This is a genomic window from Dyadobacter sp. CY345, from assembly GCF_021502725.1.
Lineage (GTDB): Bacteria > Bacteroidota > Bacteroidia > Cytophagales > Spirosomataceae > Dyadobacter.
The window spans coordinates 125,662-151,008 of the sequence record NZ_JAKFFS010000006.1 but is presented as its reverse complement, the minus strand read 5'-3'; the positions used below and the strand labels follow the sequence as shown (position 1 = coordinate 151,008).

The window sequence follows — 25,347 nt, the reverse complement described above, 5'->3', positions numbered from 1 at the left end:
AGGTATTGATGAAATTCATTTCAGCAACATCCCTTGTTATAGCTACCTATAACTGGGCCGAGGCATTACAATGCTGTCTAATAAGTGTGGCCCGGCAGAAAATATTGCCGGCAGAGGTAATTATTGCGGATGACGGCTCAGATTACCGGACCAGGGAAATCGTACAGCGCTTTCAGGCTGATTTCCAAGTCCCGATTATTCATGTCTGGCATGAGGATCTTGGGTTTCGGAAGACCATCATTCTTAATAAAGCTGTTTCGCAGAGCAATGGGGAATATTTGATCCAGGTGGATGGAGATGTAATACTGCATCCAAATTTTGTTCAGGATCATCTGGCGGCGGCTTCCCCGGACTGTTTTGTCCGGGGAAGCCGGGCAAGATTAACTGCTGCAAAAAGCACGGAGTTATTAAATTCTTTCGATACAGATATACAATTTTATTCTCCGGGCGTCTATCACCGGCTTAATGCGGTCCGGTTACCTTTTTTCAGGTCTCTTGGTCAGCGAAAGGAAATGAAAAGCCGAAGTGTACGGGGCAGTAATCTTGCTTTCTGGAAGGCAGATTTCATTAAAGTCAACGGCTATAATAATGCGTTGAATGGCTGGGGGCATGAGGATGAGGAGCTGGCTGCCCGATTCATTAATAATAACATCGTCAAGAAAATAGTGAAGCTAAGTGCTGTTCAGTTTCATTTGCACCATTCGGAATTATCCAGGTTAAATGAGTCACACCACAGCCAAATTTTACAGGAAACATTGACCAAGAAATTTAAAATCTGCCCTAACGGATATGAAAACCTTCATTAAAAGTTCTCTTATTATTTCAACTTACAATTGGCCGGAAGCATTGAGGCTCTGCTTGCTAAGTGTTAAAAGTCAATCAGTTTTGCCTGATGAGGTTATTATTGCCGATGATGGCTCAACCGCTCAGACCGCTGAGGTCATTGATGAGATGCGACTGGACTTTCCGGTCAGGCTAATACATATCTGGCAAAAAGATGAAGGTTTTCAGCTTTCAAAAATTCGTAATAAGGCTATTGCTGCAAGCTCTTGCGACTATCTTATTCAAATCGATGGTGATCTGATTTTGCATAAACATTTTGTGAAAGATCATCTGGAACTTAGTAAGCGCGGAACATTTGTTACAGGAAGCAGAGTGCTTATGAGCAAGCAGCTTTCTGAAAAAATGCTGCGTTTGCAAAAAACCAGTATCCAGCTCTTCGAGCCGGGACTAGGCAATTTTTGTAATCGATTTAATATCAATTGGTTAAGTGGGTATATGGCCGATCGTTACCGGCCAAATGATGTTTTCGCCCTACGCGGGTGTAATATGGCTTTTTGGAAAGAAGATTTAGTCCGCGTCAACGGTTACAACGAATGTTTCCACGGGTGGGGCAGGGAAGATAATGAAATTGCCGTTCGGTTATTTAATTCCGGCCTTCGTAAAAGGGCGATAAAGTTTGGGGGGATCGTTTTTCACATCCATCACAATGAGGCAGACAGGAGTGGCTGCCCCGAGAATGATCAATATTTATCTACCGCATTGCAGGAAAAATCTGTTTTTTGCAGTCATGGGCTTAACCAGTATCTCAACAATGTTGACGAGGTTCAAATTTTTGAAAATGAATTAAGCCTCGTGTCAAATGCCTAGTGGTCAACTGATTTCTATAATCGTAGTAACCCGTAATGCAGAAAAATATTTGCAGCGTTGCCTAGATAGTATCTTTTTTCAAAAATATCCTTGGATAGAAATTATTATCATAGACGGCGCGAGTACGGATGAAACAATATCCATAATTGAAAGTAATTCTCACAACATCGTTTTTTGGAAAAGTGAAAAGGATAACGGGATTTATGATGCGATGAATAAAGCCCTGGACGTGATCAAGGGGAGCTGGGTTTATTTTCTTGGTGCTGACGATATTTTAACGCCCGATTTTTCTCTGTTAGCAGAAGAATTGAAAGATACGAATTGTATTTATTACGGAAGTGTTCAAAAATCTGGCAGGAAATATCTAGGCAGACTTTCGCCTTATCAGCAGGCCAAGACCGGTATTAACCACCAGGCAATTATCTATCCTGCAAAATTATTTTCTGTTTTTCGATACGATACAACTTATCCTATTTCCGCAGATCATGTTTTAAATATGCAGTTTAACAAAAACGAAAATTTCAAGTTCGAGTTTAGAGATTTTGTTGTTGCTATTTTCAATGATACCGGTATCTCCTCTGTTCAAAAAGATCGGGTTTTTGAGCAGAGAAAAGGACGGTTGATACTAAAACATTTTGGGTTGAATATATTTCTGCGGTATCAGTTTAAGATGCTGAAAGCAATGGTGTACGGAGCCTGATATTATTTTTTAGTAAGATAAATGCCATTTTGCCTGTCAAAAATAACTTTTGGCGGAAGATTCAGCACGTTTGCCTGTAAACGTTCACGCCATTTTCTTTTAGGAATTAATGTTGCCAGACCGAGCAACAGCTTGCAAATCCGAAGTTGAAATGTTTTTCCGTCTTTCCTTTTTTCTCTCAGCAACAGCTCTTTTTGTTGTGCCAGATATTGATCTCTTTGATTAAAACTTTTCTGATTTTCAGTTCTCAGGCGAAAACCAGCCAGCATGAAAGTTGTCGTGTATAGCTTTTCATAACGAAAGAAACGGAGCCATAACTCAAAATCTGCGGCCAATGAATAGTTCTGATCCAGATAACCGCCTGCTTTTTCCCACAAGGCGCGCCGCCAGAAAACAGATTCCTGTTGAATAAATTGTCCATCAAACAAACGTAATCGGCTTGAAGACCAGCGCTGCGAATACGGCAAATTATCATAAGTGAAAGGATGCCCGTTTTGATCAAAATAGGTATTGCTGCCCATAATCCATTGCACATGCCCGAATTTTGAAAAGATTTCCGCTGTTTTGAAAAGACTTTTTTTGTGGTACATATCATCCGCATTGATCCAGGCCATAATCTCTCCGGAAGATTTCTCGAAACCTTTTTGTATTCCATGATACAAACCTTCATCCTTTTCACTGACCCAGTATGCCAGCTGGTTTTCATATTTTTTTATGATACTCAGAGATTCATCCGTGCTTCCGCCATCAATAATGATATATTCCAGATTTGGATATCCCTGATCAATCACAGAAAGAATGGTTTCTTCCAGATATTTTCCCTGATTGAAGGAAGGAGTGACGATTGTAATTTTTGGGAAACTGGAAGTCATATTCATAAAAAGGCACGCATTACAGCCACATTGGCTTTTACATTATTCTCTAAATCGTGAGCCTTGGTTCACGAGTCAGTAATGGATCGCACAGATACGACTCGTAGATATAATCGTCAGCATCAAAGAATTCCGAAGCGAGCACCATTAAAATTGCGTCCTCTGTAAATTCATACATTTGATGCCAATCCGTTGGTTGTAAAATAAGACACTGATCGGCCGAATTCAGAATAAACTCCTGCTTTTCCAACCCGGTATGATTGTAAATTTTGCAACTTCCCCTCAGGCATATGGCGGCCTGGACGGTTTTTTTATGCCGATGTCCTCCTCGTACTGAATCGTCGACTCCGTATATATAGAAAATGCGCTTTATCTCAAAAGGAATAACGCGCTCAATCACCGTCAGGTTTCCGCGTATATCTGTGAAGGTTTTCAAGTTAAGTATCTGAGCCACCGAATGTAAAGTTTGGGTTATAGTTTGCTTCTTTTAAAGTAATTTTTGTAAAAACCTGTCAGAAAGAATCGGATGTGACGCGTCAAGCTAATTTTTATCCATTTTAACGGTAATGGATTTTCGTGAAAAACTGCATTTTTATCTATCTCTTTTATCCGAAGCTCTGCCGCTTCAAGTGCTCTTGCATACGGCACGTATGCTGAATCAATCGCTTCTTTTTTTAAATAATACTGCTCTGCGGTAAGGCGGAAACTGTCATTTTCGCAGTACCTAAAATCGTGAAAGTGATAAAAAACAAGAGGAAGCTTTGGTGAATGTGTATTAGAAACCCAGGTCTTGCCAGCAATGCTTTCATAGTTATAATCCTTTGAATTCCAGGGAGCAACTCCGCCGCCGATATGCTGCAAAACGTGAACGTCTTCGAAGCGTGTAGTCCAGTCATCCAGATACTTTTGATCACCAAATTTTCCGTCTTCAAATCGGTTGAAACACCAGTCGAGACAGGCTTGCCTCCACCAGTCGAGCACTTTCAGGCCAGCTTCGGTATTTTTAAAAGTAACGAACTGAACGCAATAAATACCACTTAATTCAGACTGATCATATTCCTGACTATATCGGTGGCTAGTGATCAAAACTGAATTTTCTCCCATTTCGTCGGTTAAAACTTTTGGATCTGAAAAAAACAATAAATCTGCATCTACATAGGTGCAGTGATCAAGGTCGTAAGTATGGATACAATGCCAGACAGTAGAGGACGTACATGTCCAGCAATATTCACCCTGCGTGCGGCTGTTTTTTACAGAAAGTAATTCCTGCGTTTCAAATTCTTCCAACGAAATGATGGTAACATGGGATAGCTTCAGACGCATTAGAATTTCGAGGCAGGGTTCGTCGAAGGCAAATATATATAATTGAAAATCAACGTTTTGATTTAATAGCGAATAATACATCGCCAGACCGCGGGAAAGATATAACGAATTAAAAAGTGTGCAAAAATTCTGCATGTAATCAAAAAAATATAGAAGCGGGTTATAACGTGATTGCAAATATTACTGAATATTATTTATGGAGTTATTTAAATTTTACCAAATCAAAAATTTAATTTTACCCAGGCATTTTTGTAACCTCAAGAGTATATTATTGCATCAATAAAATCCTAAATTGCGCTATATTTAATGTAGAAATATGTCATTATTTAAGCTGAAAAAAAAGGAAAAAATAAAATATGGCTGGTTCGGAAATTACAAGAGCTGGGAAGAACTTGTTGCCCGTTCGGGTGGATATGAATCTGATAATATTCTGGAAATTACCAAAGATTCGCTGTTGAAAATTAAAAATGGCCAGGCTGTATATGAGCGTGATTCCGTGCTATTTGACAAGAAACTCTATCCATACTCTATCATTTCAACATTGTTGTTCGCTGCCATTGAATGTGAAGGGAATTTAAATATTATCGATTTTGGAGGCTCATTGGGAAGTACGTATTATCAGGTTAAAGATCTTATTCCATCATCGGTAAAAATTCACTGGAGTGTTGTTGAGCAGAAGGAATATGTTAAGTGCGGCCAGAAACTATTTCAGGACGATGTGTTAAAATTTCATTTTGATATCGCTGAAAGTATGTCTGCCAAAAAGGCTGACGTTTTATTGCTTTCCAGTGTTGTTCAATATCTGGAAAAGCCGCACGATTTTCTTAATGAAATCAAAGCTTACAATTTTAAATACATTCTTTTTGATCGGACATCTTTCATCAAAAATGACCAGCCAGACCGGTTAACACTCCAAATCGTTCCGCCAGATACTTATAAAGCTGAGTATCCCGCGTGGTTTTTCAACGAAAGGAAATTGCTTGAACATTTTGGTGATTACGAATTAAAAGCGGAATTCGAATCCTATGTTCCCGGCGAGCAGGATATCGAAATCGATAGTGTAAAAGCCGGCTATGATAAAGGTTTTTTTCTGGTCAAACTTGAAGCTCATAGCAATTGATCGTCTGATCAATTCCCGAAATGCCAAAATCCTGCAACTTCACTTTGCAGGATTTTGGCATTTTTGAGATCATAGTATTCTGATTTGAGAGCCATACTTCAATAATATATTTCAAAATCACATCTTTAAATTTTTACATTTTCATAACAGGCGGGTTTTACTGGGGTAATAGTGATTAGATACTTTTGAGCCTAATTTTCCACTCCACACGATCCGAGATATAAACGATTCAAAAACGGAATATCTTGATTTTGTTTAATTTTAAGTTGTATTATGAAAAAAGTAATTCTACCAGTCATTCCCATTTTAATGGCAGGTATGATGGTTTTCGGGCCGGGGCATTTTGCGAAGGCAAATGTTATCGGTAATCATTTCCTGAAAAAAACAGGATCTGCAACTGCACCGAAAATTATTGTCACAGGGAAAGTTCTGGATGATGTTGGTGAGCCGCTTTTAGGTGTTACCGTTTTAGAAAAAGGTAGTAACAAAGGAACCGTTACCGGCGTGGATGGTAGTTTTTCTATCGAAACCAACCAGGGAGCAACTTTGGTGTTTTCGTTCGTGGGTTTTGTCGCTCAGGAGATTGTGGTAAGTGGTACGTCGCCGCTGACAATTCAAATGAAACAGGACGCCCAAATGCTCAACGAGTTTGTGGCGGTTGGATATCAGACCATGCGAAAGGGTGATTTGACTGGCGCGGTATCAAGTGTAAAAGCGAAAGAACTCAATTTGTCAGCTCCTACGGTAGGTCAGGCGCTGGTTGGAAAAGTGGCAGGTGTTCAGGTTTCCCAGGTTAGCGGCGCGCCTTATGCCAGCACTAAAATCCGTGTCAGAGGAATTGGTTCTGTGAATGCAAGTTCAGATCCATTGTATGTAATTGATGGATATCCGGCAGGAAATGACGTATTCATCAACCCTGAGGATATTGAAACAATAGATATTCTTAAAGATGCGGCATCGGCAGCAATCTACGGTTCGCGCGCTTCTGGCGGCGTAGTTTTGATCACAACGAAACGTGGCAAAGAAGGAAAAGGAAAATTAGAATATGATTTTCAAACGGGATTTAATCAGGTTAGCAAGAAAGTTAAACTATTAAATTCAGCGCAATTCGCTCAGCTGGTCATTGACGGAAGAAATAATTCCTACCGCGATTTTGTAGAAAATTCTGGTGCTACCTGGAATGATGCGATGAAATCTGACGATAACGCTATACGTGTCAAGCGTGTTGGGAACGGTGGCAGTATAACTATTCCTACGAGTATTTATGATTTTGCATCCCAGCAGATGATCACTCCAACGGTTGATACAGATTGGCAGGATGAACTTTATCGCAACGGAGTATTTCAGAGACATAATGTTTCATTTTCAGGAGGCAATGAAAATCTTCGGTACTACATGAGCGGAGGTTATCAAAACCAGGATGGAATTGTTGTAGGCACGGGACAGAAAAGAATCAATCTGCGCGCCAATCTGGATGGAAAAGTGAATGAAAAACTGAAAGTTGGAGGTAACTTTTCATTTACCCAAAATGAAAATCAGGAAATGGAAGAAGGCCGGTTTGATCACAGCCCGGTGATGGCGGCACTTATTTACGCACCTTTTTTGCCTGCCTATAACGCTGATGGCAGCGTAGCTAAATTCGGAATGGGAGCTCTGTCGGCAGGAAATTTTGGTATTCAAAATCCTGAAAACCCGGTAGCGATGGCCGAAGAAACGAATATAACAAGGAAGGGTTTGAGAAGCAGTTATAACGTAAATGCCACATACCAGGTTCTGAAAGATCTCGCTTTTAAAGTGAATCTGGGTATGCTGACATATAACGAAAAATATAATTATTATCTGCCGACCAGTCTGAGCAGTGGCAATTTCGCTCCGTATTCTACTCAGGCGCAGACAGCTGCAAAAGCCAAAGCGCAGGATCTAACGCAGATTGATCAGCTTGCTGAATTTACTTTTAATTATAACAAAAAATGGGGCAAGCATAACACGGATCTTCTTGCAGGTTATACAGTTCAGAAAACCAGCAGCGATTCTCTTAATGTTTCTGCTCAGGGATTTACAAACGATCGTATTCAGGAAATCTCTGCGAAAGGTGCTGATGCTACTTTTTTCAAACTTGACAAAGCAAAGAAAAGTGTGAATACCCTGTTGTCATATCTGGCCAGGGCGACTTATAACTACGACAATCGTTATTTTTTGACGGCTTCTTTCCGCGCCGACGGATCTTCCCGTTTTGGTGCAAACAACCGTTTTGGATATTTTCCATCGGTTTCAGCAGGTTGGAATTTGTCTGACGAGGCTTTTTATAACAACTTTTTAGGAAATGAATCCACAGTCAAACTTCGCGCCAGCTGGGGATTGAGCGGAAATAATAACATTGGAAATTATAATGCACAGCAGGTGATGGCGGCTCCGGGTGGAATTGTTTATGGCAGTAATTCAGTTGCTTCGGCTATGTGGGCTGGCGGCGTGCGCGATCCGAATCTGGGATGGGAAACCACCTCGCAGTTTAACTTTGGAACCGATTTAAGTTTGTTGAAAGGCAAGCTTTTATTGATGGCTAATTACTATGTAAGTAATTCCTATAATTTGCTTTTCAGTCAGTCCATCTCAGCTGTTTCGGGGACGTCGTTTATTCTCACCAACTTAAAAGATTCTAAAATACAGAATAAAGGATTTGATTTTCAGGCTGATGGCCGGATCATTTCGACCTCAGATTTTAAGCTGAACCTGACAGGGAATTTTTCGCTCAACCGCAATAAGGTACTTGATATGGGTGGGGCGGGAACGATCCTGACCAATGGAGCAGAACGTTCATACAAGACGCACATTACTCAGGAAGGCTCCGCGGTTGGTATGTTTTACGGTTTCAAAGTTTTGGGCATCGTAACGCCTGAAAATATTGGAGAAGTTGCACCTTCAACCGCGACAAGTCAGAAAATGCGCCTTGGTGATCTTTACTTTGAAGACGTGAATAAAGATGGTGTCGTAAACGATCTGGACAAGGAAGTGATCGGTAATCCGTATCCTAAATTTACTTACGGGTTAGGTCTTAACGGTAGCTACAAAAACTTTGATTTTAACGCAGCTTTTAACGGGTCTTACAAAAATCAGGTTCTGGATGGTCAGGATTATTATTTGTTCAATCTTGAAGGTTCAGGAAATCAGTATGCTGTTGTAGATCAGCGGTATAGATCTGAGTCGAGCCCTGGTAATGGTCAGGTCTACAGGTCGTCGCGCGGAGCAACACAAAGTAACAGTACCCGGCTTTCTACATTTTACATTCAGGATGGGACATATTTCCGTTGCACCAACATCGCAATGGGTTACTCGATACCTGACGTATGGAACGGAAAGTTGGGAATTACCAACGCAAGAATTTTTGCAAGCGTAAGTAACCCGTTTACATTATCAAAATATAAGGGTTACAATCCTGAGGTGGATTATAACAACGGTTCGAACCTGACTCCCGGTGTTGATTACGGAGTTTATCCACTGGCAAGAGGTTACAATCTGGGCGTAAAACTTATATTTTAATTAGATACAGACATAAAAATGAAAAAGAAATATATTTTGTCAGTGGCGCTCGGCCTGCTGATTATATCCAATTCCTGTACCGATCTTCTCGATCAGACAGACCCGAATGCTGTAACGGTTGATAATTATTTTAAAACCGAAAATGATGTCCAGCTGGCGATCAACGGAGTTTACCAATCTCTTCGAAGCTCTGATTCTGTGGGAGAAAGCAGCGGATTGTATACTGATGAGCGTTCAGACGACACGGGAACAAACGACAACCAGTCTAACTCCGGAGAGCCTTTTCAGTTTAATAATTTTGCAATTCTTGCAAGTAATACCTGGCTGAAAAACCACTGGGTTTCCCTTTATCAAAGCATCACGCGCTGTAATGTTGTGTTGTCAAATATCGATAAAGTGACTTTTTCGGATCCAAACACGAAAGCTAAATTTATTGCAGAAGCCAAGTTTGTTCGCGCATTTATCTATTTTCAACTGGTACGGAAATGGGGCGATGTGCCTTTGGTAACGAAGCAATTAATTTCAAAAGATGAAATTTCTGAAAATACAGTCCGTGTAAAAAAGGAGCTGGTATATGAACAGATTGTAGCCGATTTAAAAGATGTTGTGGGTTCTCCTTTGGAAAATTTACAATCGGGAGCAAATTCCGGTAAAGTGTCAAAAGCTGCGGGAAATGCACTTCTTGGACAGGTTTATCTGACCATGGCGACAACACTTGATGCATCAGCAAAAGCGGCAAATCTGGCAAGTGCCAAAACGTATCTGGAGGCAGCGTATGCGATGAAGTCATTTGGTTCTTTGAAAGATATTCCTTACTCCGACGTTTTCGATGTAAGTAAGAAAACAAGTTGCCCGGAGTTGATTTTTCAGATCGTTAACAAACAGGGAGACTTGAATTATGCATCGTCGATCGCTGCGAGCACGCAGGCAAAAGGAGAAACAATCAACTCGTTAAAACCTTCAACTGGTGTCGGAATGAACGTCACGCATGATCTTGTTTTTGATTATGAAACAGGGGATTTACGCAAAGATTTTTCGATCAAGTTCGGTAATGATCCAACTGTTCAAGATTGGTTTGTTACTAAATTCAGAGATGCCAGCACTACGGCCGGAGTGAATGGTTATGGTGGAAATGACTGGATTTTGATTCGTTACGCCGATGTTATCCTGATGTTGGCTGAAGTAAATATGTATCTTGGAAATGATGCTTCCGCAATTCAGTATTTAGATATGGTCAGAGAACGGGCGAAGATGCCTACGTATGCGGCCAGCAAAGCCAATGCGGATTACAGCAGCAAGTACCCAACGCTTAAACTCGCTATTTTGCATGAACGCCGTGTTGAGCTTGCGTTTGAACATCACCGCTGGTTCGATTTGCTTAGAAGCTTTACAACGGATGAGCTTATAACTTTTATGAAATCTAAAAAACAGGCAGATTTTGGCTCAGCGCAATTAACCAATTTTACAAAAAAGGATCGGTATTACCCGATTCCGTTCGATGAAAATAAACTTGATCCTGTTAAGATGTACCAGAACGAGGGTTACTAATTTTTAGCATCATTTAAAAAAAACCGGCGACTTCACTTTCTATGAAGCCGCCGGTTTTTTATGATATCCCCGGTTCATTTTGCCCACAAAAACTTCCAGTTTTCAGTCATGAGTAATGTCGAAAAATCTTCTGTTAAAATAGGTAATATGATTAAGTAACTCTGCAACAGTGATTCCATTTTAGTGAATTTTTCAAATAAATAGCCTATTTTTGCCCGCCAAGGAGTTTTTGTGCCATTGCTGTTGATTAAGATTTTTGTTGATAAGGGGAACCGTGTGTGATTCACGGACTGTCGCGCAACTGTAAGTAACATATAAAATGTTATAAGTCAGATACCTTTTTATGATGAAACTTCCGCGCAGGAGTTAGTCAGGTTTTGGTATTTCTTCATTCAAATTTGTACTGAACGTGCATTTTTGGTTCATAGATTATTTGCTTCCTGCCTTGTTTCTTCTCCTGTGTCCGCGTTTTTGGCAATACACTATGACCAATCTGAACTTACTCGATATCGAAGTTGTAAATAATTTATTTGTGTATAGATGAAATTCAAACTTTTACTTTTTTTACTAACCATTTTATCTTTCCCCGAGGTCTTTGGTCAATTTGTTGTCAAAGGAAAAGTCAGGGATACGTCGGGAGGCCAGCCTATACCAGGAGTCAGCGTAAGTGTCAATGAATCCAAAGGAACCATAACTGATTCCGACGGATTTTTTGATATACAATCAGATAAGAAAGTTGATGTACTAAAAGTAAGTCATCTGGGTTATGCAACGCAGCTTTTAAACATTTCAGACGCCAGCCAGTTCGTTGAAATTTCCCTGTCACAGTCTGCCGGGCAGGATCTGGGCGAAGTGAAAATTACTTCCAAATATTATAAAGAGTATAACCTCAATACGGTTTCCAGCGCGCTCAGGTTACAAAGTCCGTTGATCAACCTTTCTCAGAATATTCAGGAAATCGGCAGTGAAGTGCTATATGACCAGGCAGTTTTCAATATGACCGATGGCGTGACAAGGAATGTGAGCGGGGTAATCCGACAGGAAGTTTCAAACAATCTCGGGCCGTATATGTTTATGCGTGGCGGAATGGTTTCCACGCTTCGGAATGGTATTGACCTGACGCCAATTTATAGAGGCCCGGTTCCGGAAGATGCCGCGATTATTGACCGCGTCGAGTTTATCAAAGGCCCGTCCGGATTTATGAACAACATCGGAGATCCCGCCGGAACTTTCAATGTCATGACCAAACAACCAACTGGCGGCCGACATTATTCAGTCAACGCGATGCTGGGCAGCTGGGATTTTTACAGAGCTTCTGTTGATCTGGATGGCTTGCTGGATAAAAAGGGGAAGCTTCGATACCGGCTGAACGTGATGGGCATGCGTGCAAATTCGTTCGTAAACACAGATTTCAATAAACGCTTGCTCGTAGCACCAGTGATCAAATATCTGATCAGTGATCAAACAACGGTATCAATTGAATACATGTTTCAAAAATTTAGCTATGCGATGATGAGCCCGATCGTGATGGCACCTGATAGTTTTGGAAGTTTACCGAACGATTTTACGATCAATGAAAAAAGCCTCGATCCTTACAAGGTATCCGACCATACCGGTTTTTTGACTTTTACCCACAGTTTCAATAAAAATTGGAGTGCAACGGCGCGTGGTTCTTTCATGCGTAATCAGTTGGAGGGAATTTACATGTGGGTGACCGGCGTCAACACCGCTAATCCAAATATTTTGCTGCGCAATCCCAAATATGACCTGAATCGCGCTACTGTTTTTTCGCAGCAGGTCTTTGTTAACGGAAAGATTAAAACGGGCAGTATTGATCACCAGATATTAGGTGGTGTCGATGTAAATCAGAAAAAATTTATTGCGGATAGTTACGTTTCCTATGATACCCAAACCAATGATGCGGGAGTTTCGACGCTTACTTATTATCCGCTCGATATTTTAAATCCCGGGCTCGGCGCGCAGATTCCGGATTACCACACGCCCGGAGGAATCCATAACGGGAATACCAATCAGAAAATCAACTATTATTCCATTTACGCCATTGACGAACTGGCATTTTTTAACAACAAGCTGAGACTGACGCTGGGTGGAAGATTTACCGCTGTTAAAACAAATAACATTGTGTCAAAAGTGGAAACAAAGTCAGAGGATCAGAAAGTTACGCCTCGGCTGGGTTTGAGTTATAGTCTGACGCCAAATCTATCATTTTATTTACTTTACGACAGAACGATTGTTCCGCAGACCGGAGCGACGGTAAGTGGCGATGTTATCAAGCCTTTAACCGGAGTAAATCATGAGATCGGAATAAAAAAGAACTGGTTTGACAGCCGTTGGAATACGACGCTGGCACTATACAAAATTAAAAGAGCCAACATTGTCTCCACAGATCCTGACAATATTTTGTACCGCATTCAGGTGGGAGAAACAAGCTCAAAAGGAATTGATCTTGACATCAAAGGAGAAATTGTCAACGGGCTGAATATTGTAATTAATTATGCTTACAATGATTCAAAAGTCGAACATGATGTGAATACAGCGCTGATTGGTATGCGCACGCCCATGTATGTAAAACATGTTCAGAATACCTGGATCAATTATGAGTTACCTTCCAAAATGCTCAATGGATTCTCTGTTTCATTGGGTTATCAGTATCAGGCAGGCCGCGGCGAGCGGTATGTAACGGCTGCTCCCAAAGAAATTCCTGACTTCTTCCGTATGGACGGAGGTGTGGGTTACCAGATTAAAAAGTTTAAAGTCAATCTGATTGTCAACAATTTACTTAATAAACATCTTATTGCAACGCCCTGGTATCGGAGCGGACTTTATTACTGGGTTCCGCAGGCTTCCATCAATGGCCGACTGAGTTTTAGCTATACGTTTTGATAGCTGATTAAAAAATATTTAAAACTCCTGTTTAATATGCTTAAAGCTGAGAATTTAACCAAACAATTTGGTACACACACGGCACTGGATAATTTGAATCTTGAAATTAAAAAAGGTGATATCTACTGTCTGCTGGGTTCAAACGGCGCGGGCAAATCAACGACCATTAACATATTTCTGGGTTTCATCCCTGCAAGCAGCGGCCGCGCACTGATTGACGGAAATGAGGTTACTGTCAACAACCACGCAACGCGCGATCTGGTTGCTTATATTCCGGAAGTTGTAAATCTTTATGGCACGCTTACAGGCATGGAAAACCTCGAATTTTTCAGTGGGCTGTCCGGCTATAATTATTCCAAAACCGAACTCATCCAGTTTATGGAAACTGCCGGCTTGCAGCGTTCTGCGATTGATAAGCGTGTTTCGTCTTATTCAAAAGGCATGAGGCAGAAAGTTGGTATCGCTGTTGCGCTTGTTAAAAAAGCGAAAGCCCTGTTCCTGGACGAGCCAACTTCGGGTCTTGATCCGCATGCCAGCAATGAATTTTCACAGATTATTACCCACCTAAGTGAACAGGGGGTGAGTACTTTGATGGCGACGCACGATCTGTTGATGGCAAAAAATCTTGGAAACAGGATCGGGATTATGCATCAGGGATCTTTAAAACATGATTTACTTTCGCAGGAGGTTTCTCATACCGACCTGACGCGCTTGTATATTGATATTGTTAAACAGAACGTCTAGATGATCCGATTACTTATTGAAAAGGAATTAAAAGAGCTCTTCCGTACTTCGAAGGTTATCTGGATGCTTGGCGCGATACTGTCACTGATGTTTCTGGCACTTTATAACGGTTACGCTTATTATGTCAGTCACAGCAGTTTGCTTCGCGAATCGCAGGAGGTGACCTACAAACAGTTCATTTCTCAGGGTGATAAGAACCCTCATCTGGGTGCTCATTTTGGTTTTTATGCCTACAAACCTACCGCCGATATGGCGATGGTTGATAACGGGATTGAAGATTATACTGGTAATTCGTTTTACCTTGAACCGCATAAAAGGGGCGTTGTTAAATTTAAGGAGATCAGCGATGCCACCGGACTGCGAAGTTTTGGTTTTTTAAATATTGGATATCTGGCGCAATTCATTCTGCCGCTTTTCATCTTTCTGATTACGCATAACATCTTTTCCAAAGAGTGGGAAAACGGCACCATCAAACTTTTATTAAGCTCAAAAGCTACCACGCACCAGATTTTTGCCGGAAAACTTTTTGCCTGTTTATTGCTGGTGCTTTCAATGATTGTTGTTATTGCACTGGCATTTATGGTATTACTTTGGAAAGAGAATGACCAGGGCAGTTTTGCAAGACTTTTGCCAGCCTGCGGATTTTATATTCTTGGCCTGACATTATTTTCTATCATGATCACGGCTATTGGTACCAGCGTTTCGCTGCTTACTAAAAGTTCGACCTTATCGCTGATTCTGCTTTCCGGATTTTGGCTTGTTGGCGTTTTCCTGCTGCCTCGGTTGGCTGGGGAAGTTTCAAAAAATGTATATCCGTCAATCACCTCTCTGGAATTTGAGAATAAGACTTTTGACGAAAAACAGTATGGTGTAGGAAATGAAGGGCATAAGGATATCCGACGTGAAAAGTTGTTAAAAGAAACAATGGCAAAGTATAATGTCAAAAAAATCGAAGATCTGCCGGTTTATTTTATTCCGATCACAATTGAATTTTTTGAAGAATCCGACGGTGTGGTCATGGACAGGGCATATCAGGCTGTGGATGAAAATGAAAGTTTGCAGGATCATTTTGTACTGGCCAGCGCATGGTTGTCTCCGTTTCTGGCATTCCGTGATTTTTCGATGCGCATCACCGCCACAGACATGAGCACGCACAACGACTTTACCAGAAAAGCTGAAAATCACCGGCGGAAAATCGGTGAGATCGTAGATGATTTTTATCAGAAAAATACCGTTGCCGGAAATGATTTCTGGAAAACCGTACCGCAATTTTCTTATCAGGCTCCTGGTATCGGCTGGCGACTGGGAAATGCCACGCACTCTATTTTAATTCTGACCGGATGGATGCTTTTCTCAATTGGGCTAATGGTTTTCAGCAGCCGAAAAATGACTGTTTAAGATCAAAGGGAATTTCCCATGATTATCAGATTTTAATGTTACCCTCATGAAATTGTCCGTTTTCAATATATTATTCAATCACGAGATCAAGATACTTTCCCGAAACAAGGTTCTGGTTTCGCTCTTTTCGCTGATCATCCTCATCCTGATTTCTTCCCTGTGGATCGGGAGCAGTATGTTGCAAAAACAACAGGAAACTATTGGAAAAATCACGCAGACAGAAACTGCGATGACCGACAGCTTAAAAACCAGAATTAAACGCATTGAAGCAAACCAGATGGTATACCCCGGATTTATCTGGGATGATCCGACTTTTGCCTACAATACTGCAAGAAACGAAGGACCTAAATATGCGGTCAAAAAACCGTTTGCTTTGCAGGCGTTGAATGTCGGGCAAAGTGATGTGCAGCCGTTTTATTACAAAGTGTATATCAACAAAAAACAATATCTGACCTATGAATCAGAGATCGAAAACAGCTTTTTGCAATTCATTGGCAATTTTGATTTTGCGTTTGTAGTCATCTATCTGTTTCCGCTTTTAATTATTGTTTTTAGTTACAACGTCCTGTCCTCAGAGAAAGAACAGGGAACATGGGTTTTGTTAAAAACGAGCAATCACTCAATCGCCAGAATGATTTTATGGCGAATTGTCATTCGTTATATACTTTTTACAGTTTTCTTTTGGTTGATCGTAACACCTTTTTTAATTAGTCAGATTGGTGGCAGTTTTCTTATAACCACCAACTGGGCCTGGCTCATGGCTTTCGTATCGCTTTATTTTGCTTTCTGGTTTGCCATTTCTTTTCTGGTCAACAGCTTTTCAATGAGCTCGAACGTCAATGCAATGGTACTTATTTTCATCTGGCTTTTTACCGGGATCATCGTACCCAATCTTTTACAGGTTGGACTCAGTAAGACATATCCGATTCCAAGCCGGATCGATATGCTCACCGAAGAGCGGAATGCGATCAATAAATATTTCGAAAAAGATGGGCAGGAACTCACCAAAGATGTATTCAGCAGTCCGCGGGCCATGATCAGGCAGGCATCAATTGTTACTCCGGAAATGGTATATGGTTATGGAGTGATTGTCTATAAAAGTCAGGAAATAAAAGATGCGGCTACTGCCGTGGCGGAGGGGAAACTATATACCCAAATCCAAAAACAGCAGGATGCCATAAGCCGTTTTCAGCTGCTGAGTCCGGCTTTGATGATGCAGGAAGAATTGTCAGCCTTGACGGGAACGCACTGGCATCAGTTTAATCAGTTTAGTTTGGATGTGGATAAGTTCCGGAAAGAAACACAGCAGTTTTATTATCCAAAAATGGCGCATGAAAATACTTGCAGAACTTTTAGTCTTGACGATGCTGACGCCATTCCACAGTTCAAAAGCAAAGATTACAGAGATTTTTCGTGGACCAATCTGAGGCAGACGTTTTTTACTTATTTGGGAATTATTGCTATTGTCGTTTTTGCAGGATACCGGAGAATGTTAGATTCGACGAAATAGGAGCGCAAGAGATTCTTAGAAATTCAGGCGTTTTAAACTTGAATTCAAAAGTTATTAGGTGCGGCGCATTTTTTCCAGTAATCCACAATGACTCTCAGGGTTTCTACCAGTTCTTCGTAGGAAGTCTGTTTTACAAAAAAACCTTGTGCCGATGTGCTGTATGCCTCTATAACAATTTGCTGGCTTATTGCCGTAGAGAAAAACAGATAAGGAATACATTTCAAGCTAAGTTCAGCATCGACATGTAATTTATTTCTTAACTCAAATCCATTCAATATCGGCATATTAATATCAGACAAAATCAAAAATGGAAGATCTTTTGTGCTGTGCAGGTAATCAAGAGCATCTAAACCATTTAAAAAATATCTTCTTTTGTTCGGATAACCAAGCGATTCAAATGCTTGTTCCAGAAGATATTGATCATCTTCATCGTCTTCAATTAAAATAATATCACCGTTCTTGTTCATATTGTCGAGCAAATTTCTGCCCTGAAAGATAGAGTTTTATTGAGATAATTCTATAAAATTGACCAATCACTTTTTAATCAGCCCTACTTTTTTTGGCATATATTCTTTTTGAACAAACCATTCAAGTATATCCCGCCCACGTTCGCCTTACAATGGATGAATTCCCTTATGCAGTTATATGCCTAAATCTCATCGCATGTTTTTAAATAAAACGAACAATCTTCTCATTAATGTCGCAATATGTGCAGCATTATCTACTGCCGGTTTTGCTCAGACACAGCAGCAACCTGTTCATATTGAGGTAAATCTAAGTACAGTAAAGGCGCCGTTGAAACCAATCTGGGCATTTTTTGGGTACGACGAGCCGAATTATACCTATATGAAAGACGGTAAGAAGTTGCTGACAGAAATCTCGCAGTTAAGTAAAGTGCCGGTTTATGTGCGTGTGCATAGTCTTTTGGTAACCGGTGATGGCGAGGCGGCGTTGAAGTGGGGTTCAACCAACGCATATACGGAGGACGCGCAAGGGAAACCTGTTTACAATTGGACAATCGTTGATAAAATATTTGATACATTTCTGGAAAGAGGAATGAAACCTATCGCCCAGATTGGGTTTATGCCCCAAGCCCTTTCCAGTAAACCTGATCCATACCGCCACCACTGGAAACCGGGTGATGATTACAATGATATTTATCTTGGCTGGGCCTATCCCCCGAAAGATTATGAAAAATGGGCTGAATTGGTATATCAATGGGTTAAACATTCGGTCGAAAAATACGGTCAGAAAGAGGTAGAAAGTTGGTATTGGGAATTGTGGAATGAACCTAATATCAGTTATTGGAAAGGTACAACGGAGGAGTATATCAAACTTTACGATTACACAGCCGATGCTGTGAAACGCGCGCTTCCATCAGCAAAAATGGGCGGTCCGGAGGTGACGGGGCCGTCATGGGATAAGTCAGAAGTATTTATGAAAACATTTCTGGAGCATATCACCAAGGGAAAAAATTATGTAACTGGCAAGACAGGTTCGCCAATTGATTTTATTACGTATCACGCGAAAGGTGCTCCGAAAATTGTGGATGGACATGTGCAAATGAATATGGGTACACAGCTTCGCGATCTGGACAAAGGTTTTGAAATTGTTGCTTCGTATCCGACTTTGAAAAAATTGCCAATGATCATTGGCGAATCCGATCCGGAAGGCTGTGCTGCCTGTTCGGAAGATGTCAGCCCGCAAAATGCTTACCGGAATGGAACCATGTATTCCAGTTACACGGCTGCTTCTTTTGCCAGAAAATATGAGTTATCTGAGGCCCGCGGGGTTAATTTGTTGGGTGCAGTTAGTTGGTCTTTCGAGTTTGAAGATCAGGCCTGGTTCCGTGGTTTCCGTGATCTGGCTACGAATGGTGTTGACAAACCGGTTCTGAACGTTTTCAGGATGTTTGGTATGATGGAAGGAAACCGGGTTGAAGTGAAGCAAAATCTGGCTTACGATTTTAAAAAAGTGAGGGATGAGAGTGTACGTGGAGAGGCTGATATCAATGGCCTAGCTTCTAAAAGTGCGAATACGGCTGCTGTGATGGTTTGGAATTATCACGACGACAACGTTGCTTCTTCTGACGCACCGGTCAAAGTTTCGGTGAAGGGATTGCCGGCTCAAAGAGTGATGTTATATCATTACCGGATAGACAAAGAAAACAGCAATTCGTATGAAGCCTGGAAAAGTATGGGGTCGCCTAAACAACCTTCGGCAGAACAGATCAGGTTGCTTGAAAAAGCCGGTCAACTGGAACTGCTTACCTCGCCTGAATGGATTACGCCAAAGGACGGCAGCGCGACAGTCGAAATGCAGCTTCCGCGTCAGGCTGTTTCCCTTCTTCACTTTAAATGGTGAGCCAGAAAGCTCGGAATATATGGTACTTGTAAATTAATAATTAATAATATTGGTTGAATTCTAAGTAGTTTAAAATTGGTTACATTTGATTTATCGGAAAATATAACTTTTACAGTAACTATTAGCAAATGAGGAATTTATTACTAATCACCTCTTTCCTGGTTTTGTTTTGGTCTTGCAAAGAAAAGACCCAGGAACCTGAACCATCAGTAACTGAATTGGAAGACCCAGATTGGATTGAATTAAAAATCCCAACTGGGAGAGAAGCTTACGCAATTGCCGGTGATCTGGACAAAACATTGCTGGTAACCACCTGGACCAAGGCATTTTATACAACCGATCAGGGGAAAACCTGGCTGGAATCTAAAAATTTTGATGGTCCTATACCGGGACTTTTAATCCGAAATGATACAATCTTTGCCATGCATGCACGATCATGGGCGCCAAATGGTACATTGTTGGGCGCTTCGGATGCAATCTATTTCAGTCCGGATTATGGGAAATCCTGGTTGTATTATCGTCAGCACTACAAAGAATATTTAGATGACATATTACCGATTGGTACTGTAACATCCAGTTCCGGAACTACTTATTCCATCAAGTCAAATACTACGCCGATAGATGCGACGAGTGCTTTCATAAACCCTTCCGAGATATCACAAAAAGATTCCCGCAAGGAAAGCTTACTTAGATTTCCCTTCAAGAAAAGTCTGACCAATTTATATCTGGATTCAAAAAATCGCTTGTATGTTGCTTCTTCGGGCAGCACTTATCAGCCCGAATCAAACACCTTCTATTGCTGTACGCCGGAAATGCCTGCAATTGTTTACGTTTCAAGAAAACCGATGCCATAACCGAACAATTAATTTCTGGCGGAAACGGTCAGCCTTAGACGATCCGTAAAATGTATAAGTATTACCTTTTTATATTTAAATGATTGGAAGGTATATGCTTGAAATTTGTGTCATAAATAATTAAAATTATGAACACAGAAAATAAAAACTCCAAAATCGTTCTGGTTACTGGCGGAAGCCGCGGTATCGGAAAAAGCATTGCGCTGAACGCAGCCAAACGTGGGCTTGGCGTCATCCTGACTTACAACACAAATGCTGAACAGGCAGAGTCCGTGGTTAATGAAATTATCCAAAATGGTGGCAAAGCAGTTGCTTTAAAGTTGGATTCAGGCAATGTCGCGTCATTTGCTAATTTCAGTAATCAGGTTTTACAGGCACTGAAAAACGAATGGAACAGAGAAAATTTTGACTACCTCGTCAATAACGCCGGGATTGCGCAAAGAACTTTGATTAAAGATACCACCGAGGTGATATTTGACGAGCTGGTCAATGTTAATTTGAAGGGCGTGTTTTTTCTTACGCAAAAATTAATTCCGAACATTATCGATGGTGGACAGATCATTAATATTTCATCAGGACTTGCCCGATTCGCTTTTCCAGGCGTTGCAGTTTATGGTGCTCTGAAAGCAGCACTGGAAGGTTTGTCCAGGTATTTTGCCATGGAATATTCGGATAGAAAAATCCGTGTAAACACTGTCGCGCCGGGAGCCATTGATACCGAATTTGGCGGAGGGAAAGGCGATGAAAGTCACCGTCAGCAAGTTGCCGGAGCGACAGCACTGGGCCGACTTGGTGAGGCTGATGATATCGGTTTGTTCGTCGCGGCAATGCTTTCCGATGACAGTCGTTTTGTCAATGCACAGCGCATTGAAATAGGTGGTGGAATTTATATTTAAGCCAGGCCTATTTTGGTAAATTTGTGCTGGTGAATCTTAAAATTACCCGGTCATGGAAATTGTAGCGATCGAATCCATTTCAGAATTACATCATTTTTTTCATTACGATAAACCGCTTCATCCGCTGATATCGGTCGTAGATCTTGCAAAAGTGGACCGCTCTCAACGAAAACCGGGTGTTAGCTATCGGTTGAATCTGTACTCAATTGCCTGCAAAGAGATCCAGGGCGAATTTAAGTACGGTCGTACGAGTTATGATTTTTCCGAAGGAACGCTCATGTTCACAGCACCAAACCAGATTTTATCTCCCGGCCTTGAAAACAAAGTTCAGGGTTGGGGGATATATATTCATCCCGATTTTTTTCATGCAAGCAGTAAGGGAAACAAACTGACAGAATACTCTTTTTTCGGCTATGATATGCATGAAGCACTTCATATTTCCGACGTAGAAAAGAAAGTTTTGGAGGAATGTGCCCGTAACATTCAGAGAGAGGTTTCGCTTAATCTGGATAGTCATTCTTATAATCTTATTCTGACGAACCTTGAATTGATTTTGTCATATTGTTTAAGATTTTATGACCGCCAGTTCCTGACGAGAATTAAAGCCAGCAACGATGTTGTTGAAAGATTTGAAAGGATGCTCAATGATCACTTTGCTCAGCCCTCCCTGATCGAATCTGGTCTTCCTGACGTGGCCTTTTTTTCGAGCCGTCTGAACCTGTCGTCCAATTATCTTTCGGATCTTTTGACAAAATATACCGGTAAATCTACCTACGAACACATCCAATTAAAACTGGTTGACAAAGCGAAATCGATGTTGTGGAGTACTGAAAGTTCAATTAGTGAAATTGCTTACGATCTTGGTTTTGAACATCCGTCACATTTTACGAAAGTCTTCAAAAGCAAAACCGGGATATCTCCCCGGGACTTTCGCAATCAAAATTAGCAATAGGAATAAATTATATTGAGATTACCAGGACTAGTACAAAGTAGTTGCGCAAAATAATTTTAATTCTTGCAGAACCTTGTTTCTAATAATGATTTATCAGACGTTGTTGTAGAATGAATTCCCCTGAATAGTGCAAAACGTATTGAAGTAATTCTCATTAGACGGTTGAAATATACTTCGCATTAATCAACAGGAACAAGGTCCGACTTGCTTTTGCGTCTTCATAGTTCTCTTTAATAAGCTGCTTTATTTCTTTAATTTTGATTTTAACAGCAAGCATTTCCAGGATTTGAAATGAAGCCATTTCAACACATTCAATGTTAGTAAGGTAAAATAAAATTGACATGTCCCTCAATTCAGGATTTTCACTGTGCCGGTGAATGTCCTGAAAAGAATCTTCGATCAGTCCCTTCAAACCATTCGGATCGCTATCAGAATAGGACGTTTCCAGTAAGTCATAAATTTTGTTCATTCTGGAAATCTGCTTTTTCACATCTTCCACAGTTTCTAATATTCCTTCCCGGAGATCGGAGAAATATACATTATCATAGAGTTCAGGTAACTCCGCTATAAGCAGCGTTTTAGCTGCATAAATTTTGTCAAGGTGATGGATAAAGAACTCTTCAAGGTCACTTTTTTTTAAACTAATGCTATCTTCTTTTTGCATTTTCAGACCGTTTTAAGAGATAAATCTGTTTACCTGGGTCAAAAGACTATTCAAATTATATGGTTTCGCAAGATAACGGTCCGCCTCACACGCTTTCGCTATATCAGGAAGATTGTATTCTCCGGAGCATAAAACTACTGGAAAATTTCTTGTTTTTAAATTTGTTTTCAACTCTTTGCAAATATCCGCCCCGCTTCTAGACGCACCTTTTATTCTAACATCCATTAAAATCAGGTCGGGATGCAGCAGGTAAATATCATTTGTTCCCAATTCAGTTTCAGAAAAAATAACATCATGCCCTGTATCACGAAAAACAATTTTCAAAAGTTCCAGTATATCCCGATCGTCATCAATTACAAGTATTCTTTTCATACAATTCGGACTACTACAAAGTTTATATATTTCAATTAAGGAAATTAACTAAAATATCAAGCCAGCAAACTTATATTATTTTAATTAGTCATCAAAAAAATGATCTCGATCGCTTTTTAAGGCTGTTTATATCAAAATAGTTAAAATCAGCATGGACAAATGCCAGGCAAAATGTTGTAACTGACCTGTTATACGTAAACTTGCAATAATCTAATTCCGAAGATTGGAAGTACTCGCGTTTAATAAAATCTGCAAACGAGTAGTAAAAAACACTTATTAACGTATTATTGAGTAGCAGACGAAAGTGGTAAACTAATCAAATGCTTATGTCCAAAAAGAAGTTACTTGCCAAATTAAAAGCCAATGCAGGCAAGATCAAGACGGAGACTTTTGATTTTGGTAAAATTGACCGCTTTTTTCTCCTGAGTGACAAAAAGAATTTTTTCCAGATAATCTCGGACAGAACTTTTCAAGATCTGGACCTGGATGAAGTATTCATGTTTCTGGACCGCACAGTTTCGAAAGTCGGCCAACAGTTTTTATATCACGTGCTGAGGACTATTCCGGGTAACATGGAACGAGTCGAAAAATTTGAATCAATCATTCAGATTTTGAAAGAGAATCCCGAAATCCGCGACCAGATCATGCTTGAAATAGCATCGTTAAATAAAAAAGATGCCTATTATATTTCGTCCCTTTTTCTGGAAAAGCACATTCAAAAGCCCGGCTGGTTTTGGATTATACCAATTCTGTCCTTTACTAGTCTATCACTGGTTTTAATATCATTTGTCTTCCCCAAAGCACTAATTTTTCTCGTTTTATTACTTGCAGTCAACTTTGGCATTCATTATTGGAATAAGATCAATATATATAAATACAGCGGTTCTATTCCACAGTTGCTGAGATTAAATCAGGCCGCCGGAAATATCACAAAACTCGACGTTATTAAAGACGTGAGCCCTGATCTCACTGACTCAATTAAAGCCATAGACAGTCTGGGTATTCAGATGTCACTTTTCAAAATTGAAGTAAAACTCCAGAGTGAGGTTGGTTTGGCGGTGGAGTATCTGGTAGAAATGATCAAAGCGCTATTTCTGATTGAGCCATTGGTTCTCTATAATGTCCTCAAAGAACTGGATTCTAAAAGGACGCAAATCCAGCAGGTTTATGAATTTATCGGAGAAATAGATGTGGCGATGTCCATAAGTTTTCTTCGGGATGAAGTGCCTTACTTTTGCTTTCCGACGTTAGCAACTGACCGAAAACGGCTAAAAGCGGTTGAGGTTTATCATCCGCTGATTTATCAATCGATACCAAATTCAATTGATCTTGACAAGCAATCTGCTTTATTAACAGGCTCAAATATGTCTGGGAAGACGACTTTTATTCGTACCATCGGGATTAATGCAATTACAGCGCAAACGATAAATACCTGCTTTTCAAGAGAATTTACAACGTCGGTTTTGAAGATACATTCTGCGATCAGGATTTCGGATGATCTATTAAGTGAAAAGAGTTATTATTTTGAAGAGGTTCTGGCCATCAAAGATTTACTGGAAGAAAGCGGTGCAGGTATGCCAAACTTATTTTTGCTTGACGAAATGTTTAAGGGAACAAATACTGTCGAGCGGATTGCTTCTGGTAAAGCGGTTCTATCCTATTTGAACAAGGGTGATAATATTGTGTTTGTAGCAACGCACGATCTGGAACTGGCTGAGCTATTAAAGGATAGATTTTCTTTATATCATTTTACCGAAATAGTGAAGGAAGGAAAAATTGTTTTTGACTATAAGATCAAACCCGGAAATTTAAGTAACACGAATGCCATTAGAATTCTGGAAATAAATGGATATCCCAAAGAAGTGACCGAAGAAGCAACGTCTCTGGCAAATCGTATTTTTGATAGTAAAGTAAATGGCGAGCGCTCAGTGTAAATTAT

At 40.5% G+C, this 25,347-nt stretch carries 21 protein-coding genes and 1 riboswitch; of the genes, 15 read left to right on the top strand and 6 right to left on the bottom strand.

Features of this window, described 5'->3' with window-relative positions; all coding sequences use genetic code 11:
- Positions 1-8: 8 nt before the first annotated feature.
- The 3 genes from L0657_RS23870 to L0657_RS23860 are packed head-to-tail and all read left to right on the top strand — an operon-like array spanning position 9 to position 2,350.
- Complete coding sequence (locus L0657_RS23870; protein ID WP_235153288.1) at positions 9-806, top strand: glycosyltransferase family 2 protein; 798 nt, start codon at positions 9-11, stop codon at positions 804-806.
- The gene (locus L0657_RS23865; protein WP_235153287.1) at positions 790-1,650 is read left to right on the top strand and encodes a glycosyltransferase family 2 protein; all 861 of its coding nucleotides are present in this window, start codon (positions 790-792) and stop codon (positions 1,648-1,650) included. The genes L0657_RS23870 and L0657_RS23865 overlap by 17 nt, the downstream gene beginning before the upstream one ends.
- Positions 1,643-2,350 carry a glycosyltransferase gene (locus L0657_RS23860; RefSeq protein ID WP_235153286.1) on the top strand — a complete coding sequence of 236 codons (708 nt, stop codon included), beginning with the start codon at positions 1,643-1,645 and terminating at the stop codon, positions 2,348-2,350. Before L0657_RS23865 ends, L0657_RS23860 begins: the two co-directional genes overlap by 8 nt.
- A 2-nt stretch (positions 2,351-2,352) precedes the next feature.
- Here the strand turns inward: L0657_RS23860 and L0657_RS23855 are convergent, their stop codons facing one another.
- Genes L0657_RS23855 through L0657_RS23845 form a run of 3 tightly spaced genes read right to left on the bottom strand, consistent with a single transcriptional unit; the run spans position 2,353 to position 4,680 of the window.
- Positions 2,353-3,222 carry a glycosyltransferase family 2 protein gene (locus L0657_RS23855; protein WP_235153285.1) on the bottom strand — a complete coding sequence of 290 codons (870 nt, stop codon included), beginning with the start codon at positions 3,220-3,222 and terminating at the stop codon, positions 2,353-2,355.
- Positions 3,223-3,271: 49 nt separating this feature from the next.
- Positions 3,272-3,676 (bottom strand): FdtA/QdtA family cupin domain-containing protein, encoded by a 405-nt coding sequence (locus L0657_RS23850; RefSeq protein WP_235153284.1) that lies wholly within the window; start codon positions 3,674-3,676, stop codon positions 3,272-3,274.
- Between the two features lie 17 nt (positions 3,677-3,693).
- Entirely contained in the window at positions 3,694-4,680 is a 987-nt protein-coding gene (locus L0657_RS23845; RefSeq protein ID WP_235153283.1) for a glycosyl transferase, read from the bottom strand.
- A gap of 181 nt (positions 4,681-4,861) precedes the next feature.
- Here L0657_RS23845 and L0657_RS23840 point away from each other — a divergent pair, with 181 nt between their 5' ends.
- The 7 genes from L0657_RS23840 to L0657_RS23810 all read left to right on the top strand — a co-directional run bounded on the left by L0657_RS23840 (position 4,862) and on the right by L0657_RS23810 (position 17,306).
- Positions 4,862-5,665 (top strand): methyltransferase, TIGR04325 family, encoded by an 804-nt coding sequence (locus L0657_RS23840; RefSeq protein WP_235153282.1) that lies wholly within the window; start codon positions 4,862-4,864, stop codon positions 5,663-5,665.
- Between the two features lie 273 nt (positions 5,666-5,938).
- Positions 5,939-9,202 carry a TonB-dependent receptor gene (locus L0657_RS23835; protein WP_235153281.1) on the top strand — a complete coding sequence of 1,088 codons (3,264 nt, stop codon included), beginning with the start codon at positions 5,939-5,941 and terminating at the stop codon, positions 9,200-9,202.
- 18 nt (positions 9,203-9,220) lie between these two features.
- The gene (locus L0657_RS23830; RefSeq protein WP_235153280.1) at positions 9,221-10,750 is read left to right on the top strand and encodes a RagB/SusD family nutrient uptake outer membrane protein; all 1,530 of its coding nucleotides are present in this window, start codon (positions 9,221-9,223) and stop codon (positions 10,748-10,750) included.
- Between the two features lie 232 nt (positions 10,751-10,982).
- A riboswitch (cobalamin riboswitch) is annotated at positions 10,983-11,110 on the top strand.
- A gap of 180 nt (positions 11,111-11,290) precedes the next feature.
- The gene (locus tag L0657_RS23825; RefSeq protein ID WP_235153279.1) at positions 11,291-13,654 is read left to right on the top strand and encodes a TonB-dependent receptor domain-containing protein; all 2,364 of its coding nucleotides are present in this window, start codon (positions 11,291-11,293) and stop codon (positions 13,652-13,654) included.
- A 36-nt stretch (positions 13,655-13,690) separates the two neighbouring features.
- Complete coding sequence (locus L0657_RS23820) at positions 13,691-14,398, top strand: ABC transporter ATP-binding protein (protein WP_235153278.1); 708 nt, start codon at positions 13,691-13,693, stop codon at positions 14,396-14,398.
- A complete protein-coding gene (locus L0657_RS23815; protein ID WP_235153277.1) occupies positions 14,399-15,796 on the top strand; it encodes an ABC transporter permease subunit in 1,398 nt (465 codons plus the stop codon).
- Between the two features lie 46 nt (positions 15,797-15,842).
- Positions 15,843-17,306, top strand: a complete 1,464-nt coding sequence (locus L0657_RS23810) for an ABC transporter permease subunit (protein ID WP_235153276.1) — start codon at positions 15,843-15,845, stop codon at positions 17,304-17,306.
- Positions 17,307-17,350: 44 nt separating this feature from the next.
- On the opposite strand, the gene L0657_RS23805 is transcribed toward L0657_RS23810, so the two are convergent.
- Positions 17,351-17,773 carry a response regulator gene (locus tag L0657_RS23805; RefSeq protein ID WP_235153275.1) on the bottom strand — a complete coding sequence of 141 codons (423 nt, stop codon included), beginning with the start codon at positions 17,771-17,773 and terminating at the stop codon, positions 17,351-17,353.
- 196 nt (positions 17,774-17,969) lie between these two features.
- Here L0657_RS23805 and L0657_RS23800 point away from each other — a divergent pair, with 196 nt between their 5' ends.
- The 4 genes from L0657_RS23800 (at position 17,970) to L0657_RS23785 (ending at position 22,366) form a co-directional block, all read left to right on the top strand.
- Positions 17,970-19,670: a GH39 family glycosyl hydrolase gene (locus L0657_RS23800; protein ID WP_235153274.1), complete on the top strand. Its 1,701-nt coding sequence runs from the start codon at positions 17,970-17,972 to the stop codon at positions 19,668-19,670.
- A 128-nt stretch (positions 19,671-19,798) separates the two neighbouring features.
- A complete protein-coding gene (locus L0657_RS23795; RefSeq protein WP_235153273.1) occupies positions 19,799-20,524 on the top strand; it encodes a hypothetical protein in 726 nt (241 codons plus the stop codon).
- Positions 20,525-20,652: 128 nt separating this feature from the next.
- On the top strand, positions 20,653-21,420 hold the full coding sequence (locus L0657_RS23790; RefSeq protein WP_235153272.1) for an SDR family NAD(P)-dependent oxidoreductase: 768 nt from the start codon (positions 20,653-20,655) through the stop codon (positions 21,418-21,420).
- Positions 21,421-21,472: 52 nt separating this feature from the next.
- Positions 21,473-22,366, top strand: a complete 894-nt coding sequence (locus L0657_RS23785; RefSeq protein WP_235153271.1) for an AraC family transcriptional regulator — start codon at positions 21,473-21,475, stop codon at positions 22,364-22,366.
- A 160-nt stretch (positions 22,367-22,526) separates the two neighbouring features.
- Here L0657_RS23785 and L0657_RS23780 read toward each other — a convergent pair whose 3' ends face one another.
- Positions 22,527-23,036 carry a DUF892 family protein gene (locus L0657_RS23780; protein ID WP_235153270.1) on the bottom strand — a complete coding sequence of 170 codons (510 nt, stop codon included), beginning with the start codon at positions 23,034-23,036 and terminating at the stop codon, positions 22,527-22,529.
- Between the two features lie 12 nt (positions 23,037-23,048).
- Positions 23,049-23,408, bottom strand: coding sequence for a two-component system response regulator (locus L0657_RS23775; protein ID WP_235153269.1), 360 nt, complete (start codon positions 23,406-23,408; stop codon positions 23,049-23,051).
- A 326-nt stretch (positions 23,409-23,734) separates the two neighbouring features.
- On the opposite strand from L0657_RS23775, the gene L0657_RS23770 reads away from it, so the two are divergent.
- Entirely contained in the window at positions 23,735-25,342 is a 1,608-nt protein-coding gene (locus L0657_RS23770; RefSeq protein ID WP_235153268.1) for a MutS-related protein, read from the top strand.
- Positions 25,343-25,347 lie beyond the last annotated feature (5 nt).

Excerpts from the sequence above, each read along its gene's own strand:
- L0657_RS23820 (WP_235153278.1), top strand. The coding sequence starts at position 13,691 with ATGCTTAAAGCTGAGAATTTAACCAAACAATTTGGTACACACACGGCA.
- L0657_RS23855 (WP_235153285.1), bottom strand. The coding sequence starts at position 3,222 with ATGACTTCCAGTTTCCCAAAAATTACAATCGTCACTCCTTCCTTCAAT.
- L0657_RS23775 (WP_235153269.1), bottom strand. The coding sequence starts at position 23,408 with ATGAAAAGAATACTTGTAATTGATGACGATCGGGATATACTGGAACTT.
- L0657_RS23830 (WP_235153280.1), top strand. The coding sequence starts at position 9,221 with ATGAAAAAGAAATATATTTTGTCAGTGGCGCTCGGCCTGCTGATTATA.
- L0657_RS23780 (WP_235153270.1), bottom strand. The coding sequence starts at position 23,036 with ATGCAAAAAGAAGATAGCATTAGTTTAAAAAAAAGTGACCTTGAAGAG.
- L0657_RS23815 (WP_235153277.1), top strand. The coding sequence starts at position 14,399 with ATGATCCGATTACTTATTGAAAAGGAATTAAAAGAGCTCTTCCGTACT.
- L0657_RS23790 (WP_235153272.1), top strand. The coding sequence starts at position 20,653 with ATGAACACAGAAAATAAAAACTCCAAAATCGTTCTGGTTACTGGCGGA.
- L0657_RS23825 (WP_235153279.1), top strand. The coding sequence starts at position 11,291 with ATGAAATTCAAACTTTTACTTTTTTTACTAACCATTTTATCTTTCCCC.
- L0657_RS23770 (WP_235153268.1), top strand. The coding sequence starts at position 23,735 with ATGTCCAAAAAGAAGTTACTTGCCAAATTAAAAGCCAATGCAGGCAAG.
- L0657_RS23865 (WP_235153287.1), top strand. The coding sequence starts at position 790 with ATGAAAACCTTCATTAAAAGTTCTCTTATTATTTCAACTTACAATTGG.
- L0657_RS23800 (WP_235153274.1), top strand. The coding sequence starts at position 17,970 with ATGTTTTTAAATAAAACGAACAATCTTCTCATTAATGTCGCAATATGT.
- L0657_RS23860 (WP_235153286.1), top strand. The coding sequence starts at position 1,643 with ATGCCTAGTGGTCAACTGATTTCTATAATCGTAGTAACCCGTAATGCA.
- L0657_RS23870 (WP_235153288.1), top strand. The coding sequence starts at position 9 with ATGAAATTCATTTCAGCAACATCCCTTGTTATAGCTACCTATAACTGG.
- L0657_RS23795 (WP_235153273.1), top strand. The coding sequence starts at position 19,799 with ATGAGGAATTTATTACTAATCACCTCTTTCCTGGTTTTGTTTTGGTCT.
- L0657_RS23785 (WP_235153271.1), top strand. The coding sequence starts at position 21,473 with ATGGAAATTGTAGCGATCGAATCCATTTCAGAATTACATCATTTTTTT.
- L0657_RS23840 (WP_235153282.1), top strand. The coding sequence starts at position 4,862 with ATGTCATTATTTAAGCTGAAAAAAAAGGAAAAAATAAAATATGGCTGG.
- L0657_RS23805 (WP_235153275.1), bottom strand. The coding sequence starts at position 17,773 with ATGAACAAGAACGGTGATATTATTTTAATTGAAGACGATGAAGATGAT.
- L0657_RS23835 (WP_235153281.1), top strand. The coding sequence starts at position 5,939 with ATGAAAAAAGTAATTCTACCAGTCATTCCCATTTTAATGGCAGGTATG.
- L0657_RS23845 (WP_235153283.1), bottom strand. The coding sequence starts at position 4,680 with ATGCAGAATTTTTGCACACTTTTTAATTCGTTATATCTTTCCCGCGGT.
- L0657_RS23810 (WP_235153276.1), top strand. The coding sequence starts at position 15,843 with ATGAAATTGTCCGTTTTCAATATATTATTCAATCACGAGATCAAGATA.